At 38.9% G+C, this 18,203-nt stretch carries 16 protein-coding genes and 1 pseudogene; 11 read left to right on the top strand and 6 right to left on the bottom strand.

Annotated features, from left to right (window positions below; translation table 11 throughout):
* The first annotated feature begins 22 nt into the window (after positions 1-22).
* A complete protein-coding gene (locus RI845_RS10825; RefSeq protein ID WP_348386185.1) occupies positions 23-1,111 on the top strand; it encodes a hypothetical protein in 1,089 nt (362 codons plus the stop codon).
* A gap of 367 nt (positions 1,112-1,478) precedes the next feature.
* A complete protein-coding gene (locus RI845_RS10820) occupies positions 1,479-2,789 on the top strand; it encodes an MFS transporter (RefSeq protein ID WP_348386184.1) in 1,311 nt (436 codons plus the stop codon).
* Between the two features lie 80 nt (positions 2,790-2,869).
* On the opposite strand, the gene RI845_RS10815 is transcribed toward RI845_RS10820, so the two are convergent.
* Both RI845_RS10815 and RI845_RS10810 read right to left on the bottom strand, forming a co-directional pair.
* Entirely contained in the window at positions 2,870-3,283 is a 414-nt protein-coding gene (locus RI845_RS10815; protein WP_348386183.1) for a hypothetical protein, read from the bottom strand.
* A gap of 191 nt (positions 3,284-3,474) precedes the next feature.
* Positions 3,475-4,713, bottom strand: coding sequence for a dipeptidase (locus RI845_RS10810; protein WP_348386182.1), 1,239 nt, complete (start codon positions 4,711-4,713; stop codon positions 3,475-3,477).
* Positions 4,714-4,903: 190 nt separating this feature from the next.
* Here RI845_RS10810 and RI845_RS10805 point away from each other — a divergent pair, with 190 nt between their 5' ends.
* On the top strand, positions 4,904-5,893 hold the full coding sequence (locus RI845_RS10805; protein WP_348386181.1) for a helix-turn-helix domain-containing protein: 990 nt from the start codon (positions 4,904-4,906) through the stop codon (positions 5,891-5,893).
* Positions 5,894-5,953: 60 nt separating this feature from the next.
* On the opposite strand, the gene RI845_RS10800 is transcribed toward RI845_RS10805, so the two are convergent.
* On the bottom strand, positions 5,954-6,208 hold the full coding sequence (locus RI845_RS10800; protein ID WP_348389535.1) for a hypothetical protein: 255 nt from the start codon (positions 6,206-6,208) through the stop codon (positions 5,954-5,956).
* Positions 6,209-6,330: 122 nt separating this feature from the next.
* Positions 6,331-7,230 carry a LysR family transcriptional regulator gene (locus RI845_RS10795; RefSeq protein ID WP_348386180.1) on the bottom strand — a complete coding sequence of 300 codons (900 nt, stop codon included), beginning with the start codon at positions 7,228-7,230 and terminating at the stop codon, positions 6,331-6,333.
* A gap of 108 nt (positions 7,231-7,338) precedes the next feature.
* Between RI845_RS10795 and RI845_RS10790 the strand changes: the two genes are divergently transcribed.
* The 7 genes and pseudogenes from RI845_RS10790 (at position 7,339) to RI845_RS10760 (ending at position 13,385) form a co-directional block, all read left to right on the top strand.
* Positions 7,339-7,785, top strand: coding sequence for a DoxX family protein (locus tag RI845_RS10790; RefSeq protein WP_348386179.1), 447 nt, complete (start codon positions 7,339-7,341; stop codon positions 7,783-7,785).
* Positions 7,786-7,969: 184 nt separating this feature from the next.
* Entirely contained in the window at positions 7,970-8,821 is an 852-nt protein-coding gene (locus RI845_RS10785) for a pirin family protein (protein ID WP_348386178.1), read from the top strand.
* 15 nt (positions 8,822-8,836) lie between these two features.
* A pseudogene (locus tag RI845_RS10780) lies at positions 8,837-10,041 on the top strand (bifunctional alpha/beta hydrolase/OsmC family protein).
* A gap of 434 nt (positions 10,042-10,475) precedes the next feature.
* Positions 10,476-10,922 carry a DoxX family protein gene (locus RI845_RS10775; protein WP_348386177.1) on the top strand — a complete coding sequence of 149 codons (447 nt, stop codon included), beginning with the start codon at positions 10,476-10,478 and terminating at the stop codon, positions 10,920-10,922.
* Between the two features lie 73 nt (positions 10,923-10,995).
* Complete coding sequence (locus RI845_RS10770) at positions 10,996-11,736, top strand: pirin family protein (RefSeq protein WP_348386176.1); 741 nt, start codon at positions 10,996-10,998, stop codon at positions 11,734-11,736.
* Between the two features lie 22 nt (positions 11,737-11,758).
* On the top strand, positions 11,759-12,352 hold the full coding sequence (locus RI845_RS10765) for a malonic semialdehyde reductase (protein ID WP_348386175.1): 594 nt from the start codon (positions 11,759-11,761) through the stop codon (positions 12,350-12,352).
* A gap of 49 nt (positions 12,353-12,401) precedes the next feature.
* Positions 12,402-13,385 carry a glutathione S-transferase family protein gene (locus tag RI845_RS10760; protein ID WP_348386174.1) on the top strand — a complete coding sequence of 328 codons (984 nt, stop codon included), beginning with the start codon at positions 12,402-12,404 and terminating at the stop codon, positions 13,383-13,385.
* A 264-nt stretch (positions 13,386-13,649) separates the two neighbouring features.
* Here RI845_RS10760 and RI845_RS10755 read toward each other — a convergent pair whose 3' ends face one another.
* Positions 13,650-14,942, bottom strand: a complete 1,293-nt coding sequence (locus RI845_RS10755; protein ID WP_348386173.1) for a dipeptidase — start codon at positions 14,940-14,942, stop codon at positions 13,650-13,652.
* 161 nt (positions 14,943-15,103) lie between these two features.
* Here RI845_RS10755 and RI845_RS10750 point away from each other — a divergent pair, with 161 nt between their 5' ends.
* The gene (locus RI845_RS10750) at positions 15,104-16,114 is read left to right on the top strand and encodes an AraC family transcriptional regulator (RefSeq protein WP_348386172.1); all 1,011 of its coding nucleotides are present in this window, start codon (positions 15,104-15,106) and stop codon (positions 16,112-16,114) included.
* Positions 16,115-16,173: 59 nt separating this feature from the next.
* Here the strand turns inward: RI845_RS10750 and RI845_RS10745 are convergent, their stop codons facing one another.
* Positions 16,174-17,844: an AMP-binding protein gene (locus RI845_RS10745; RefSeq protein ID WP_348386171.1), complete on the bottom strand. Its 1,671-nt coding sequence runs from the start codon at positions 17,842-17,844 to the stop codon at positions 16,174-16,176.
* Positions 17,845-18,203: the final 359 nt, after the last annotated feature.

Here is an 18,203-nt window from a genome sequence, read left to right as displayed (position 1 = left end):
AATAGATTCAAGGATATAAAACATGAAATTTAAATTAACAGCAGCAGCATTAGCTTTATCAGTGGCATTACCAGCAGTAGCCGCAGATTTAATCGAATTCACAGCCGGTGAAGCAGCAGTAGCTGCAGACGTAAACTCAAACTTCACCGCAGTAGCCGCTGACGCAATGGCCGCACAAACATCTGCAGATGAAGCAACAGCAGCAGCGGCAACTAATGCCACTGCTATTACAGCTAACACTGAAGCAGCAACAGCCAATGCTGAAGCGATTTCAGCGAACGCCGATGCAATTACTGCGAACACTGCCGCGACAGCAACTAATGCTACGGCAGCTGCAGACAATACTGCAGCGTTAACAGCCGCTAAAGAGGCCTTAGAGGCTTCAATTGGTGCAAACTCTGCAACAGTGACAGCTAATACAGCATCGATTGAAGCTTTACAAATGTCATCAGTAAGTAAAATGGAGTTAGTTGATGCCAATGATACCGTTGTTGGTACTATCGTAGCGATCAATGAAACTACTTATACCGCTGTTATCGATGGCATCGTAGTTAAATCTTCATTCGCAGAACAAAAAGTTGGTCAAGACGATCAATATAATAATATTAACTCGGTTAAAGTTGAAGGCATCACTACAGGTTCTACTACCGCAGAAGTCTACTTTACAGAAGCCGCGTGTGCGGGTGATAGTTATATTTCACCTTCAAAATTTGGTTATATGTCAAACACAATGGCTGCATATGGTGACAAAATAATATCTGCCGCATTTACTTTCCAAGCATCTGGTGCAGACGCTGAGCAGAAAGCTGCTCTAGCAGGTGATGCACTTGTTATTAGTAAAGGTTTACCGGTTGATGATGTAGCATATGCAAGTAAGATGAAATGGGATCGTTGGGGTACTGGTTTAATTGAATGTCAAGAAATAGCTGGAACTAAAAGCGGTTTATTTAAAGCCGATCTTTTAGCAAGTACTGACACTATGTTTGAGTGGGTACCAGGTATCGAACCTGAAGGTTGTGTTGGTATTTGTGGTGCCGCGGTAACTACTCAAATGGATGCACATGTTAAAATTGATTTAAGTGAATACACATTACCTTTATCTATTAAGTAATAATGAAGTTTGTGATATTTAAATCACAAACCTAAACTTCACGTATAAATGCCATCCTAAAGGATGGCATTTTTATTTTAAACTATCTTACTAATTGTAATTTACTGTTGGCAAAATCATTTCCTAATTTACGGCATAAACACTCATTAAGTATTTATCTGGAAAATCCCAAGCATTTCTTTTAAGCCAACACTGCCAGCGCAGAATATAGTCAAAACAACAAATATGCCGCAATTGACGTGCTTCCTAAACAAATTAACCACTATGCTGTGAATGAAATGTTGTAAGTTAAATTAGTGTAATAAAAACAATAAAAACGCACTTAGCTAAATACTGGCTTGGGAAAATATAATATATGGGGAAGAAAATGACGACACAAGTAGGGGCTCTTGAGAGAATTCAACAAGAACCAATGAAAATAGGGCAATGGTATGTTGTTGCTATTTGCATCGGCATCTTAGCGCTGGATGGCTACGATGTTCTGGCAATCGCATTTGCCGCGCCTGGCATGACTGCTGAATGGGGGCTTTCTAAAGCCGTGTTAGGTATTATCCTTCCGATGGAATTAGTGGGCATGGCTTTGGGTTCTATTATTATGGGCTCCTTTGCTGATACACGTGGGAGAAGGCCTACGATGTTGATTGGCCTAATTATTCTGACCATTGGTATGGCAGTTGCCGGTTTAGCGCCAAATGTTTGGGTATTGGGTGCTTCGCGAGTCTTTACTGGTATAGGTATTGGTGGGTTATTGGCTGCAGCTACAGCAACATCGAGTGATTATTGCAATAATAAAAACAGAGCGCTTGCGGTAACCTTGGTTGCTGGTGGTTTTGCTTTTGGTGTGTATATGGGGGCTACGTTCCTGGCACCATTGCTTAAGCAATATGATTGGCGTGTCACGTTCTACTTGGGCGCAGCAATGAGCTTGTTATTTATTCCATTGGTGTATGCTTTGGTTCCAGAAACGGTTTCTTTCCTTGAACGTAAACGACCAGAAGGTGCATTAGAACGTATCCAAAAGATTATGAAACGTCTAGGGCATAGCGCTCCTGAAACATTAACACCGCAACAAGAGGAAAATGTTGAACCTGTTGGCGCTAAAAACTTATTTAAAGGCGGTTTAGCAGTCACTACCGGTATTCTTTTGTTTGCTTATTTTGGAAATATTGGTACTTACTATTATTTCGTAAAATGGTTACCAACTATTGTTTCAGACCTTGGTCATACTGCTTCACAAGCAACTGAAGTTCTTGGGATTATTAGTTTAGGTGGTGTTGTTGGCTCTATTGGTATGGGAATTATCGCGCGATTTGTATCTATTCGAGTGTTAATGGTTACTTGTCTTATTTTAGCTGCAATCGGCGTTGCAACGTTCCCTTATTTCACTGATACATTAGCAAACATGAAGCAAATCGGATTCTTTACTGGAACATTTATTTTTGCTGCTATCTCTGGCTTTTTCGGCCTGTTTGCCTCATCTTTCCCTTCGTCACTACTCGGCTCAGGCTCTGGTCTTGTGCTTGGCATAGGCCGAGGTGGTGCAGTACTTGGGCCAATGATACCGGGCTTTCTTTTCGCAGCAGGCTTACCATTAAACAATGTTGCACTTATGATGGCGTCAGGATCATTTTTAGCTGGTATAACCGTTATGTTTTTACATAGAAAAAGAGCTGAGTAAAATAAATAATAAGCGGTTATAAAAAACGTAAGAAAAAGGCGCACTAGCTGCGCCTTTTTCATGTTTTAGTAAAATAGGTACTATTTTTTTAACGTTGTATCATTATTGAGCATTTGTTTCGTTTTGATCAAAGCTTTAGTCATTTGCTCTGACGGCATTAATTCAATAACTTTATACGAGTTTAATAAGCCACTCGGTAATCGCATAAGGTAAATGGCTTGAATTAGCTCATTATCATTAGGAATGGTTACAGTAATGTAATTTTTGCCATCACCTAAACCAAAATAATAACTAACCACTTCTCCGCCAAGTGCTTTAAATGCTCCTTCAACCGATGATTTACGATCGGCAGGGTTTTCTATTAGGTATTGCCACGCAGCGGCATTAGGTTCACCAATAAACATAAAGTGACGATTTTCTTCTTTGTCTGCTGCAAAAGCTGAACTAGAAAATACTAAAACTAAAGTTAGTACAGCAATAATTTGTTTAAACATAATAACTCCAAAACGTTAAAATAATACAATTCTCGATAAACCAATTATAACGACGCATTTGAATAAACAATTACCATTTAACGCCATTTTTTAAATATTTCATCATAAGCGAAACTCTTTCGCTTCGCTCATTACAATAGAAAAGGGATCGAGTGATCCCTTTTTATTATTTTATGTTATTAAAGGTTTAATTAGCGTTTTGACCACACTTGCTTATATACGCGTAATACGTTTTCGCCTAATACACCTCGAATGTCTTGCTCAGACCAACCGTATTTCTTTTCTAAAATTGGTACCGCACCCCAGATGTCAGAAGCATATGCTTGCTCTGCCGGTGTTGCATAACCAGACTCTGGTGGGTAGCGCTCAGGGCTACGTACGATTACTTCAAAGGCATCGGCTAATGTGTGAGTAAAGTCTGCAGCAAAACCTACGTGTTTACGACCATCTAAATCGGTGTTTTTACTGATAACAGTTGCCACATAATCAATCGCAATAGCAATATCTTCAGATGATGCTGTACCTTCATCATTCATAAATGGGCCTAAGAATGTCGGTGAAATAGTACCGCCTGTTTTAGCAATGGCGATAATCGCTTCATCTGAGATATTACGTGATACATCATGAACACCTTGAGCGTTAGAATGCGATGCTATCATCGGCAGGGTAGTGACTTCAGCTGCATCTAAACAAGTTTGATCAGATGAGTGCGAACAATCGACAATAATGCGATGTTGGTTATACATTTTAACTAGCGCTTTGCCTTGCTCTGTTAAGCCTTTATCGGCTTCAGTACGACTTTTATTACCACCAGTGGCAAATTTATTGTCAACATTATATGCAAAGTTAGCAGTTAAAATACCAGCGTTTTTCATCGCAATAACCTGATCTTCCATGGTAAGCGGGTCAATAAAATCAGAGCCTTGTATATTGTAAACTACGCCTAATTGCTCATTTTTCTTAGCTGTATAGATATCCTTTACAGAATCGACATGCATAGTGTGATCCAATGAGTCAACTACGGCTTTTGCACGTATTGCATTATCAACAGGGGATGCACCAAGGTTACCATCACCATTAGATACGGTTGCTGATTCTAGAGTAATGTTGTGATCGTATGAATCCCAAAGTGCTTGTTCATAAGCGGCTTCATCGGCGCCAGCAAAGCCAGCGGTTGTTACATGCAATGTGTTTATCACTATCGCATCTTTATAACGTTTAATAGTAGCATTGTCTTTTGCGCGGTCTTCTTCAGTACGAGGATTAGAAACATCAACCAGGAATTTTATACGTTCAGTAATTTGTGCATCAGTTTTGCCGTAAGAGTTGTAGTACTTACCTTTTACATCATCGGTAAGTTCGATTTTTGCAGCCATTGCACTGGCAGAAAATACTGCAGCTACTGTTAACGCTAATATTGATTTATTCATGGTAAATATTCCTATTCAATTTAAAATTTATAGCTATTCCAAGTAACTTTGTATTTAGTCCTTGAAAATTTCTGAAGCTATAATAGGATGAAGGTAACGATTTTGGTTTACCATTTTGCGCCATTACGTTTGGTTACAGAATTGTTAATACTTCATCATTGAAGCCGTGTTGATAACGATCAGGGACATTATGGCTAATACACACTTATTGAGAGCGAAATTAATTTACCCGATAATTGAGGTTTTGCGGGAAATTCATGCGCCTGTACACAAGGTGTTAGAGCAGGCTCATATCCCCTTTGATATTGAAAATGACGAAGAGTTACTGATTGCTGGTATGGCACTTAGGAAACTGATGGCGATTGTTGAGCGCGATTATAAAATGCCCGCACTGGGTTATCGAATTGTTGAATTAGGCGGCTTGGAGCATATTGCCAATATTGTTGAAAAGATGAAAGTTGAGGGCGAAACGCTATTTCATTGCCTGCAAATATTTTGTGAATCGGTTAACACCATTGTTAATGAAGCAAAAAACTGGACCGAGAAAACCAGTGAAGGTGTATGGCTTTGTCATCAGTCGACAGAGCATTTACCATTAGGCAAAAATGTGATGGAGCAATATGTGATTGCGGTGTTTGTGTCTCTAGTTCGCATCTTTGTTGGTAATTCTTGGCGGCCACAAATGGTGTGGTTTGAGCGGCTCGATGCAACGGCGGATCAAGCGGAAATGATTTTGGGTGCACAAGTATTTCGGGGGCAGTCCTGTACTAAGGTTTTTATCGAACACCAGTATGCGTTAAAACCAAACCCATTTAAGCAAAAGCAAAGTAAGATCAATCTTGAGCAAATAACTCTAGGTAAATTCAAAGACACGCTGCAAGCTATGCTGGCGCCGCACTTTAAAAGCTTTGTCCCTTCTATTACTGATGCCGCGCTGATCACCGGTAAAAGCAAGCGCAGCATTCAGCGTTACTTGCAAAATGAAGGGGTAAGTTATCGAGATTTAATAGGGCAAATGCGCTTTGATATTGCCAAAAAACGATTAACGATGAGTGAAGATACAGTTGTAGAAATTGCCGCTGATCTAGGCTATAGCTCTATTGCGCATTTTACCCGTGCGTTTAAACGTTGGCAGGGGATGACGCCAAGCCAATTTCGACAGAAGCAAAGTGTAAAATAAAACGGTAAAAAAGCAGAACAGTGGAAACTGCTCTGATTGTCATTGTGTTTGTTGATCATTTTATTGCCAGTTAGCTTTATAAACCTGAATGAGGTTATCCCCCAGCAAGCCTTTGATTTCATCTTCACTCCAACCGTAGACTTCTTCAAGGGCACGTACAACGCCCCAAATTTTCCCCGGCATACCCATATGAGATGGTGAGGCGTAACCCATAGATTCGGGGAATGCATCTAGATTGTTTAAAATCCACATTAATGTACCAGCGTAGTTATATACAAAGTCTGAACCTGCGCAAACGTGCTCTCTGCCGGAAATATTACCTACATAATAAAAGCGATATTATAAAAGCCAACCTATTAACGATAGGTTGGCTTTTTTGCTTCATGGATGAAGGTATGCAAACTGCCAGGACGGCAATAAGTTTGTAGCAAAAAGTTCTATATTAATTCATCTGCTATTTCCTGTACCTTTTCAATAAACCAAGCCAGTGCTTTGCCTTGATTGTCTTTATTCCATGCCATTATCAACTGACTAGTTCTGCTCTCATAACTTGCAAGTTGTAAGGAAACGAGTTCGCCTGATTCAAGTTCTCTTTTAATGCGGTGAACGGGCAGGAAGCCGATCCCTACGCCTAGTAGATGCGCTTCTATCTTTTTTTGAACCGAAGGTACAGTTATACGGGATTGTCCATCGAGTAGGCCCTCTGAACGACTAGGTAGACCACGAGAACTATCAGCAACTACAATCGAAGAATACTGCTTTATTGCTCTGTCTGATATAGGTACTGGTTCATTCACTAACGGATGATCTTTTGCAACGGCAAAGACAAAGTCAATGTCACCTAACGATTGTACGTTAAAGTCTCTATTATGGGACTCACCTGTAGCGCCAATAATGAGATCTGTGCTATCAGCAATTAAAGAGTCCCAAGTGCCGCCTAAGACCTCCTCTGTTACTCGAATATTTATCCACGGATATTCCTGTTGAAACTGGGCGATTAATGCATAAATAGGTTTAAATAATAAAATACTGTCAATACAAATACGCAACTCTGCCTCCCAACCATTAGCTGACTGTTGAGCCAGCCGCGTTAACTCATCGGTCGCCTTTAAAATTAGCCTGCCTTGATCGATAAGCATTGTTCCAACGGGAGTTAACTGTGCTTTACGCTTTGAGCGATCAAATAACTCAACGCCAAGATCTTCTTCTAGTTTATTTACCGTATAAGAAACTGCAGACGGGACACGAAAAAGCTCATCTGCGGCAGCAGCAAAGCTTTTCTTGCGTTCAATAGCGTCTAGTACTTTTAACGCATCAAGTGTAATGGGGGAGTTCATACATCAATCCTTTTGAATTAATTGTTCAAATTTGATCGTTATTATTCGTTAACTTCTTTAAATATAATAGCTTCATTATTCAGAAACATCGAACTTAGGAAAAATATTATGAACATTTCATTAATCAAAAAATTAGTTTCAACTGACGCAGGATTTTCAACTTTAGCACTTAGATTTCCAATCGCGTTAATTTTTATTGCTCACGGCGCACAAAAGCTTTTCGGTTTATTTGGTGGTTACGGTCTTGAAGGTACCGGCCAGTGGATGGATTCAATTGGGTTAGAGCCAGGTTACTACATGGCATTGTTAGCCGGTAGCGCAGAATTCTTTGGTGGCTTAGCGTTATTAGTTGGTTTGCTGGTTCGCCCTGTGGCATTGATGCTAAGCGTTACTATGCTAGTTGCCATCTTTAGTGTTCATTTTGCTAATGGCTTATTTATGGCTGACAACGGTTATGAGTTTGGCTTGGCATTATTCGCGGTATCAATTTCTTTAATGATGAGTGGCGCAGGAAAGTTTTCGCTAGATAACCTTTTAAAGCAACGCTTAAGTTAATAGCACTCTCCCCATCAGCTATATTTAACAGCAGTTGAAGATTAAAGTTAAAAAGACCCAGATAGTGTAATTGAGCTATCTGGTTTTTTTATAAGGTTATGGGGGCATGTAAATATTCAAAGAAAGTAATACTTGCATGCAGACAGTAACGTCAATCAAATTATATTAAATAGGTAAGGTAGCAATGGCTAAGGTACTTAAAGCAACAGAACATGATATAGGCGGCTTAGATGTTAAGCGCATTTTACCTCATCAACAAAAGCGTATGGTTGGGCCGTTTATTTTCTTTGACCAAATGGGACCGAGTACATTTCCTGCTGGGCAGGGGATTGACGTTAAACCTCATCCTCATATTGGCTTGTCGACACTTACGTATCTATTTGATGGCAGTATTTTACATCGAGATTCACTTGGTAATAATTTAGAAATTTTTCCAGGTGATGTTAACTGGATGACTGCAGGCTCTGGCATTGTGCATTCTGAGCGAGAGACATTTGAAGTGCGTGGCAAGCAGCATTCAGTGAGTGGTTTACAGTGCTGGGTAGCGTTACCTGAAAACATGGCAGAGATTGCACCTTCTTTTACACACGTTAAAAAACAAAGTTTACCAACAAATATAGAAAATGGCGTAATGATGAGAGTTGTTGCGGGTGAAGCATATGGCTTAAGCTCGCCAATAAAAACGTATTCACCAATGTTTTATGTAGATGTGCTCGCAAACAAAGGTAGTGAAGTAGCCATCCCAAATCCTTCGCAAGAAACAGCAATATTCTTAGTGTATGGCAACATCATCATTGATGGCGAAACATTTGGTCCTAATCAATTTATTCTTTTAGAGCCTGGAGATAGTCACATATCGCTGGCAGATAACGCACGATTTGTGATGTTAGGTGGCGATAAGTTTGAAAAAGTACCTTTCATTCATTGGAATTTTGTATCGTTTAATAAAGAGCGTATTCAACAAGCCAAAGATGATTGGAAAAACCAGCACTTTGCCAGCATACCTGGTGACGATAAAGAATTTTTTTCACTTTAATAAAAGGGTAAGAACATGCGACAAAAAGTTGACTTTATGAGTAACGGCACTCGTTTGTCTGGCTTGTTAGAATTTCCAGCAAATGATGTGAAAGCTTATGCATTATTTGCTCATTGTTTTACTTGCGGTAAAGACATTGCCGCAGCGTCAAGAATTTCTCGTGCCTTAGTTGAAAATGGTATTGCGGTATTACGTTTTGATTTTACCGGCTTAGGTAATAGTGATGGCGATTTTTCCAACACAAATTTTACTTCTAACCTAGAAGACTTAAGGGCCGCTGCCGAATTTTTAAAAGAACGTTACTTGGCCCCGCAGTTACTTATTGGTCATAGCCTGGGCGGTGCAGCTGTGCTTGCGGTAGCCAATAGTATTGAATCAGTAAAAGCCGTTGTTTCTATAGGTGCTCCAGCAAAAGCTGATCATGTAATACATAATTTTCAGGACAGTCTTGATGAGATCAACCAAAATGGCATTGCCAAGGTAAAGCTGGGCTACAGAGAGTTTGCAATCAAAAACAATTTATTGACGATTTAAACGACAATAGTAAAGATGACTTTGCTCTTAAAGGTAAAGCGCTCTTAGTTTTGCATAGCCCTATGGACTCGGTTGTTTCAATAAATCAAGCTGAAAAAATTTACACCAGTGTAATGCATCCCAAAAGCTTTATTTCACTAGATAAAGCAGATCACTTTTTGTCGAATAAAGACGATGCAGAGTATGCCGCAACGGTGATCGCCAGTTGGGCTAACAAATATATTGAAGTAGAAAGTGAAACTCAGCAAACACTAATAGCTGATACAGGTAGTATTGTTGTGTCTGAAAAGAATCATAAATTTACTTTGAACGTGGTTAGCGATAGCCATTATTGGTTAGCGGATGAACCTATAAAGGTGGGGGGGAATAATCTTGGACCAGATCCTTATGAACATCTATTAGCTGCTCTAGGAACCTGCACGGTAATGACGTTAAGAATGTATGCTGATCATAAAAAAATTCCGCTTGATGATATTAAAGTGACTTTAAACCATAGCAAAAACTATCATGAAGACTCTCAAAACTGTGATGAGAAAGAGGGCTATACAGAAGTAATTAACCGTCAAATAAATTTGATAGGAGATATTACTGATGAACAGCGCACTAAACTTCTAGTTATCGCAGATAAATGCCCTGTACATAAAACACTTCACAGTACGTTAAAGGTTCTTACTAAAGTGTTATAGCAAGTTATTCTTGGCTAAATACTCGCGTTATCTCTATGCTGAATTTCTATGAATTGTGTTTTTACCTAGTTAAGCGCATCGTTCGATAAAATCAGCTATATTGAAGTGCCCCCAACAGTTGGACTATCCAATTGCTGGGGGCTTTTTTGTCCAAACATAAAAGAACATATCAAATTTCATGTCGTCACCTTCTATATCACCGCTTTATTAATTACTCATAACACTCAAAATACGATGCCAGTATAGTCTAACCTACTGATCCAAAAGACTTTAAATATAGTTAGTGATTATAGGTCAAAAAAATTGAACTTAATCATCAAAACGTTGCGTTATTTTTTGTTTCTATTTTATTTTATTATCTCTGCATCAAGTTATTAAGACTTACATGAAACGGCTTACAGCCTCATTTTAAAACATTAAATATTGGACAAAATATGAATATTTCATTAATCAAAAAATTAGTTTCAACTGACGCAGGATTTTCAACATTAGCACTTAGATTTCCAATCGCGTTTATTTTTATTGCTCACGGCGCACAAAAGCTTTTCGGTTTATTTGGTGGTTACGGTCTTGAGGGCACTGGCCAGTGGATGGATTCAATTGGCTTAGAACCAGGATACTACATGGCATTGTTAGCCGGTAGCGCAGAATTCTTTGGTGGTTTAGCTTTATTAATTGGCTTTCTGGTTCGTCCAGTGGCGCTAATGCTAAGCATTACTATGCTAGTTGCCATCTTTAGTGTTCATTTTAGCAATGGCTTATTTATGGCAGACAACGGTTACGAATTTGGCCTGGCATTATTTTCGGTATCAATTTCATTAATGATGAGTGGTGCAGGAAAATTATCACTCGATAACGTAATCAAACAACGATTAGCTTAATCAATATGAAAGATGTGACCGTTACAAGTTAACGGTCGCTAAATAGCAATAACTTTATAGAAGAGACATTATTATGAACGCCGACTATCAAAAGATCAGTGCCTCAGAATTACACTATTTACCTAGTAGTCATATGCACCCAGCAAATACACGTTTTCATTTTTCATTTGCGAATTACTACGATCCTTCTCGCATGGGCTTTGGCGCGTTACGTGTTTTCAATGACGATGATATTAAGCCTCACGATGGTTTTGGTCGTCATCCACATAAAGACATGGAAATCATTAGTTATGTGGTTAAAGGAAAATTAACGCACTGGGATAGCGTCACGCAAAAAGAAGAAACCATTGGCCGAGGTCATGTACAAGCAATTTCTGCTGGCTCTGGAGTGTGGCACTCAGAGATGAACAAGCAAGGTGATTGGTGTCGGTTTTTACAAATTTGGGTTATGCCACCAAAACGTGGTGGTGCTGTTCGCTATAACCATAAAGGTTTTGAGTTAAAGGACAGAGAAAATAAATTACTACACATTGTTGGTAATCCCAAAAATAAAGATACCTCTCCTTTGTATATCAATGCTGACGTTAATTTATATGCTTCTGAGCTAACAGACTCTTACGCAACCGTTGAATTTGAGTTAAAACCAGGTCGTCAAGCTTATATTAATTGTGCTGAAGGTAGCATGCATATTGAAGGTTACCCAGCGCTCAATGAAAGAGATTCATTAGAGCTAAAAGAGCCAGGAAAACTAAAGTTTTCTTTAAAAGGCAAGCATGCACATTTCATTATTATTGAAATGAAACAAACGAACTAAATTAACTTTATAGGAAATCAACATGTCTAAATCAGTTAGCAACCAAGCACTAGACCAAGCGTTTATAAATGCACGTACTTTTAATTCTTTTAGTGAAACACCCGTACCAGATGAAATATTAAAACAGCTATATGAACTGATGAAGTGGGGGCCGACGTCAATGAACAGCCAGCCTGGACATTTTGTTTTTGTTAAAACAAATGACGCTAAACAACGTTTAAATTCAACACTTTTAACGGGTAATAAAGAGAAAAGTTTGGCCGCACCGGTAACCGTTATTATTGCGAGTGACACGCAATTTTTTAATCATCTGCCAGAGCAGTTTCCGGCAATACCTAACGCAAAAGAAATGTTTGAAAATAACTCAGAATTTAGTCAAGCAACAGCTCAAAGGAATAGTTCAATGCAGGGCGCATATTTAATTATTGCAGCTCGCATGTTGGGCTTAGATTGTGGCCCTATGAGCGGTTTTGATAATAACGCTGTTGATGCCGAATTTTTCCCAGAAGGTAGATACAAATCTAACTTCTTAATTAATTTAGGTTACGGCGATAAATCTGGTAACTATCCGCGTGGACCTAGACTTAGCTTAGATCAAGTAACCCGAATTATTTAATCGATTGTTAAGAACGAACATACATACAGAGTAGACAAAGAGAATCCTTATGACATCAGTAAAAAGCAACTGGAATAGCAGTATAAAAGACGGTGAATATCAACGTAAAGAATCACAATTTAGAAATTGGATAACACCAGATGGTAGTGCAGGTATATCAGGAAGTGGTGGTTTTCAAGCTGAAGCTGACCGCTATCATTTATACGTGTCATTAGCGTGTCCATGGGCGCATCGCACATTGGTTTTTCGTCAACTAAAAGGGCTGGAAAATTTAATCTCTGTAAGTGTGGTTAATCCTGATATGCATGACATAGGCTGGAGCTTTAAGCATGATGCAGAGTCTGCAAAACTTTACGGCACAACAGGTGATGATTTATACGGTGATGAATATATTTTTGAAAAGTATTTAGCACAAGACCCACATTACACTGGAGTTAATAGTGTACCTGTACTATGGGACAAGAAGAATAAGGTGATTGTAAATAATGAATCATCTGAAATTATTCGCATGTTCAATAGTGCGTTTAATGACATTACTGGCAATACCTTAGACTTTTACCCTGAACATTTACGCACTAAAATTGAAGAAGTAAATGAATTGGTTTATCACAAAATCAATAACGGTGTTTATAAAAGTGGTTTTGCTACCACGCAAGAAGCGTACGATAAAAATGTAAAAGAGCTATTTGTTGCACTCGACGAAGTGGAACAAATATTGGCTAACAATCGTTATTTAACAGGCGATGAATTAACTGAAGCTGATTGGCGATTATGGGTGACATTAGTTCGTTTTGACTCGGTATACCATACACACTTTAAGTGTAACTTAAGATTGATTGAACAATACAACAACATTTATAACTTTATGTTGGAATTATACCAAATGCCAAATATTGCTAAAACGGTAAATGAAGCACATATCAAACGCCATTATTATGCAAGCCACTTGTCGTTTAACCCTTACGGTATTGTACCTATTACACATAAGCAAGATTGGACAGAGCTGCACAATAGGAATAAGACGTTCAATTAATTTTCAGCTCTTCTACCAAACAGTCCTGCCTACGGGCTGTTTGTATTTTAACTCTTTTTCAATGTTTGAAACTGAAGTGCATATTCTGGCCCAAATTAGTTCAACATTTTACTTTAGTGGAATAAAACTTATTAACAGCAAATAAATTTAATAAAAAAGCCATCAAACTATGAACGTTTGATGGCTTTTATTCTAACTATTCAGCTAGTTTTAAGGAGAAGTGAGTAAATTTACTTCTACTTAATTAAAGAGAATGGTTATAGTTTATTTATTCCAGTTAGCTTTATATACGCGCATTAGGTTTTCGCCTAAGAAACCACGTACTTCTTTCTCGTTCCAACCGTATTTCTCTTCAAGAATACGTGCTACAGCCCAAATGTCACGCGCTGATACGTTTTGCATGTAACCACCAAATCCTTTCTCTGGTGGGTAAATGTCTACGTTTGGTACTTGAGTCATTAGCAATTCTTCGTAGGCGTGAACGTAATCTGTTGAGAAACAAGTTTTGTCACGACCAATCAAGTTAGCAGTGTATTCAACGTGTGTTGCAAAAATTTCAGGTGTTGCTTCACCTGTTGCACCTAAGAATAAACCAATACCTGTTGAACAAATAGCACCGCCAGTTTTACCTATGGCAATCATCGCTTCATCAGACATGTTACGACTTACGTCATATACACCAGCAGCGTTTGAGTGAGATGCTAGAAGAGGCTTTGTGGAGTATTTCGCCGCATCAATGGCCGTTTGGTCTGAAGAATGAGAAACGTCAACGATCATACCGCGCTTGTTCATCTCTTTGATGTATTCTTCACCAAGTTCAGTAACACCTGTGTCTTTACCTGTACGGCTTACTGCGCCACCCGCAGCTAATGCGTTGTTAGCATTGTAGACAAAGTTCATCGCACGAACACCTGCATCGTAGGCTTTATCAATGTTACCTAAATCTTCAATAACAAAGTCAGCACCTTGGGTATTGTACATAATCGCCATTTTGCCATCTTTTTTCGCTTGACGAATAGTGTCAGTATCTACAACCTTCACTAAGCCCATACCATTACCAACTTCGTCAGAACGCTGTGCACGTAAGAATGGATCAATTTCATCGCTACCATCTGCTGGGAAAGCGTAAACTGTTGCTGAAGCCATTGTCATACCAGCATTGTAGTTTGCTAATAAACCGCGTGAGTAAGACTCTTTAGTGTTACCGATAATACCAACTGAATTTGGAAGAACTGAGTTGATTGCAATAGCGTCTTGGTATTTAACACGGTAAGGTATGTCTTTAGTTTTCTCAAGGTACGTTGAGCTGTTTGCATAAAAGTTAACAAGCGATTGTACACGAGCTGCAAGTTGCTCTTGCGTTTTACCACGAGGGTTCCAAAGTGGCGCTTCAACATCTACGTTACTAACAATTTTTCCGTCAACTTCGTATTGTGCTGCAGTGTCGCTGTAACCTTGATGGATTTCTTCACTGGCCATTGTTGGTGCACTTACTAAAGAAATAGCAACGGCTGCGGCAGTTGTTAAAAGTTTGAATGTTGGCTTGCTTGTGTTCATAACTAATACCTCATAGAGTAAATAATAAATTTGTTTAACAGGCTTCTCTCTGTTGATGATTGCATTATACTGTTACAATCTATTAATAATTACCATTAGGTGCCGCTTGTTGAGGGGTTACAAAATTTTTACATTTACCGTTAAAGTCGTTACAAAGTACCATGGGTAAGACCTTACACTTAATTGACTCCGCTATAGCTATGCCTATTATCAGGTATTTGCAAAGTATCAATGCCCCTGTAGTTAAATTAATGGAGCAGGCGGATTTACCCTTATCGTTACTGGAAAATAAGCAGCAAAAAATCCCTACATTTCCCTGGTGGAAGTTGATGCAGTTAGCTTATGACGAAACAGGAGATAAGGCTTTAGGGTTTAATCTTGATGAGCAACAAAAGCTTGAGGTACTTACGCCGATACTAGCCAATATTCAATCAGAATCAAGTAGTGTTTATGATGCATTGGTAAACTTTATTGATTTGCGGAATAAAGTTTCATCACACGGACAGTTTTGGCTAAATAAACAATCCAAAGGTGCCTGGTTTATCCGTGGTCGTAGTGAATTTGACCCGCAATACGGTGTTGTCCCAATGGAGCAAGTAGTATTTGCCAATATGCTGCGTTTAGTACGAAGCTTTATTAGTAAGGGGTGGGCACCTAAGTTAATCACCTTAGTACAAGAGGACAAACATAAAGTATTTGTACAATATTACCCAGGGGCAATGATATCAGATAGTAACTTATTTACTGGCTTCTATATTCCTGATGCAATTTTAGGGGAATTGAGTGCTGAACTTGCTGATAAACAAGGCAGTACCCACAGTAATGAAATATTACCGGAAACCTTTACCGATACCTTATATCAGGCACTTTTACCTTATAGGCGAGTAAAATTACCTGAGCTTAAAGAAGTGCCCGAGAAAATTGGCTTGTCGCTAAGACAAATACAACGTCGTTTGGCGAAAGAGGGGACTTGTTATAAAGAGGTGATTCAACGCATTCGTTATGACATTGCTAAAGAGTGGTTATTAAACCCTGATTATAAGATCATCGATATTTCTAATTCGCTCGGTTACAGCTCAAGCGGCCACTTTACCCGCGCGTTCAGTCGTTGGGCAGGTATCACACCTGGCAAGTATCGCAAACGAGAGTTGGCGAAACGACAAGATGAGTAAAGGGGCGTTAATCTTTAATAAAGATTAACGCCCCTTTAAAACGTGTAAATCATCGGTTGTTAACCGTATAACTCTTTTGCCATTTGTTCGCGCATGTCTATTTTGCGAATTTTACCGGTAACTGTCATTGGGTATTCATCAACAAAGCGGATGTAACGTGGAATTTTAAAATGGGTAATTTGGCCCTTACAAAATTCTCTAATATCCTCTTCTGTTGTTGTTTCACCTTCTTTAAGTTGAATCCAGGCACAAACTTCTTCACCCATTTTTTCATCAACTACACCAAATACTTGTACTTCTGAAATTTGTGGGTGGGTATATAAAAATTCTTCAATTTCACGTGGGTAAATGTTTTCGCCACCGCGAATTACCATGTCTTTAATACGACCGGTAATACGTACATAGCCATGCTCGTCCATGGTGCCTAAATCACCTGAGTATAACCAACCGTTTTTAATGGTATCTTTAGTCTTCTCTTCGTCGTTCCAGTAATGCGACATTACCGAGTAACCACGAGTACAAATTTCACCTTGCTCACCAATGGCGACCACGTGACCAGACTCATCAACAAGTTTTATTTCTACATAAGGAATAGCACGACCAACTGTTTGAGTGCGATTTTCTAAAGTATCGTTAGGCAATGTCATATGGTTAATAGGGCTAACCTCAGTTTGACCATAACCAATAACAACACTTTCCATATGCAATTTGCTAATAATGTTATTCATCAATTCTTCTGGGCATGGTGCGCCTGCGATAACTCCTGTACGAAGGGAGCTAACATCATAATCGCTAAAATCTGGATGGTCGAGTTCCATTACAAACATGGTAGGTACGCCATGCAGAGCAGTACATTTTTCTTTATGCACGGCTTCTAATGTTGAGCGAGAATCAAATGCTTGTGCAGGGAATACCATAGTTGCACCAGTAGTTACACAACATAAAACACCCAATACCATACCAAAACAATGATACAAAGGCACAGGTATACATAACCTGTCTTCAGGGGTAAATTGCATACCATTAGCCGTGTTATAACCATTATTTAAAATATTGTTATGGCTTAATGTTGCACCTTTGGGATTACCCGTTGTACCTGAGGTGAATTGAATATTAATGGCATCATCAGGTTGTAGTTCAACCGCTAATTCAGCAAGACGTAGTTTGCCTTGTTCGCTACCCATGCCACAGACGTTACCAAAGTTGTACATGCCTGGTGTTTGCTCTACACCCATACGGATCACTGTGGTTAAATGAGGTAGCTTCTCTGCTTTCAAATGTCCAGGTTTACAAGTGTTTAGCTCAGGCGCAAGCTCTTGCAACATTACCAAGTATTCACTAGTTTTAAAGCTTTCGGCGCTGATGATTGCTTTACACTCAACTTTGTTTAGCGCGTATTCCAGTTCATATAAACGATATGCAGGGTTAATACATACCATAAGTGCGCCGATTTTAGCTGTAGCAAGCTGGGTTAATACCCACTCATAGCTGTTTGGTCCCCAAATACCAACACGATCGCCAGGCTCTATGCCTAGGGCAAGTAAACCGGTTGCTAATTTATCGACTTCTTTTTTGAGTTCACTATAGGTCCAGCGAATGTTTTGATAACGAACAACAAGAGCTTCATTGTCAGGGTATTGTTTAGCAATACGATCAAAACAATTGCCGATTGTTTCATATAATAATTGACCAGTACCTTCACCAGTCATATAACTTTGGCTTAATTTCATTATCTATTTCCTAAACCTTTATTTGTTTTGGTTTTGTTAATCTTTATCTACTTTGATGTTAGCGGTGGCTCAAGTTAATAACATGTCATCATGACTAAAATTTCAGTCAAAAACGCACCTATAATATAGGTTTGCCAGTTCAAAACACCAATTTCAAAAATATTATTAAGAGTATGCTTAATAAATAATACAGTTTGGCGAATATCTACTTATTATTTTAGGAAGTTTACGTGTTAATCCCTCTATTGTTAGTCAGGTATTAGTTTTGATAGCACCTTAAAGAAAGGGAGGGACTCTTTTTGACGGAGTTAACTTTGTTTATGACAAGTAATTGCGTATGGACTTTGCGATGATTCAGC

The organism is Thalassotalea nanhaiensis (assembly GCF_031583575.1).
GTDB lineage: Bacteria > Pseudomonadota > Gammaproteobacteria > Enterobacterales > Alteromonadaceae > Thalassotalea_A > Thalassotalea_A nanhaiensis.
The sequence above is the reverse complement of the archived record's forward strand: the minus strand, read 5'-3'. Positions and strand labels throughout refer to the sequence as shown.

Bases quoted from the DNA above. Each gene is read 5' to 3' on its own strand.
- RI845_RS10825 (WP_348386185.1), top strand. From the start codon at position 23: ATGAAATTTAAATTAACAGCAGCAGCATTAGCTTTATCAGTGGCATTA.
- RI845_RS10820 (WP_348386184.1), top strand. From the start codon at position 1,479: ATGACGACACAAGTAGGGGCTCTTGAGAGAATTCAACAAGAACCAATG.
- RI845_RS10815 (WP_348386183.1), bottom strand. From the start codon at position 3,283: ATGTTTAAACAAATTATTGCTGTACTAACTTTAGTTTTAGTATTTTCT.
- RI845_RS10810 (WP_348386182.1), bottom strand. From the start codon at position 4,713: ATGAATAAATCAATATTAGCGTTAACAGTAGCTGCAGTATTTTCTGCC.
- RI845_RS10805 (WP_348386181.1), top strand. From the start codon at position 4,904: ATGGCTAATACACACTTATTGAGAGCGAAATTAATTTACCCGATAATT.
- RI845_RS10795 (WP_348386180.1), bottom strand. From the start codon at position 7,230: ATGAACTCCCCCATTACACTTGATGCGTTAAAAGTACTAGACGCTATT.
- RI845_RS10790 (WP_348386179.1), top strand. From the start codon at position 7,339: ATGAACATTTCATTAATCAAAAAATTAGTTTCAACTGACGCAGGATTT.
- RI845_RS10785 (WP_348386178.1), top strand. From the start codon at position 7,970: ATGGCTAAGGTACTTAAAGCAACAGAACATGATATAGGCGGCTTAGAT.
- RI845_RS10775 (WP_348386177.1), top strand. From the start codon at position 10,476: ATGAATATTTCATTAATCAAAAAATTAGTTTCAACTGACGCAGGATTT.
- RI845_RS10770 (WP_348386176.1), top strand. From the start codon at position 10,996: ATGAACGCCGACTATCAAAAGATCAGTGCCTCAGAATTACACTATTTA.
- RI845_RS10765 (WP_348386175.1), top strand. From the start codon at position 11,759: ATGTCTAAATCAGTTAGCAACCAAGCACTAGACCAAGCGTTTATAAAT.
- RI845_RS10760 (WP_348386174.1), top strand. From the start codon at position 12,402: ATGACATCAGTAAAAAGCAACTGGAATAGCAGTATAAAAGACGGTGAA.
- RI845_RS10755 (WP_348386173.1), bottom strand. From the start codon at position 14,942: ATGAACACAAGCAAGCCAACATTCAAACTTTTAACAACTGCCGCAGCC.
- RI845_RS10750 (WP_348386172.1), top strand. From the start codon at position 15,104: ATGGGTAAGACCTTACACTTAATTGACTCCGCTATAGCTATGCCTATT.
- RI845_RS10745 (WP_348386171.1), bottom strand. From the start codon at position 17,844: ATGAAATTAAGCCAAAGTTATATGACTGGTGAAGGTACTGGTCAATTA.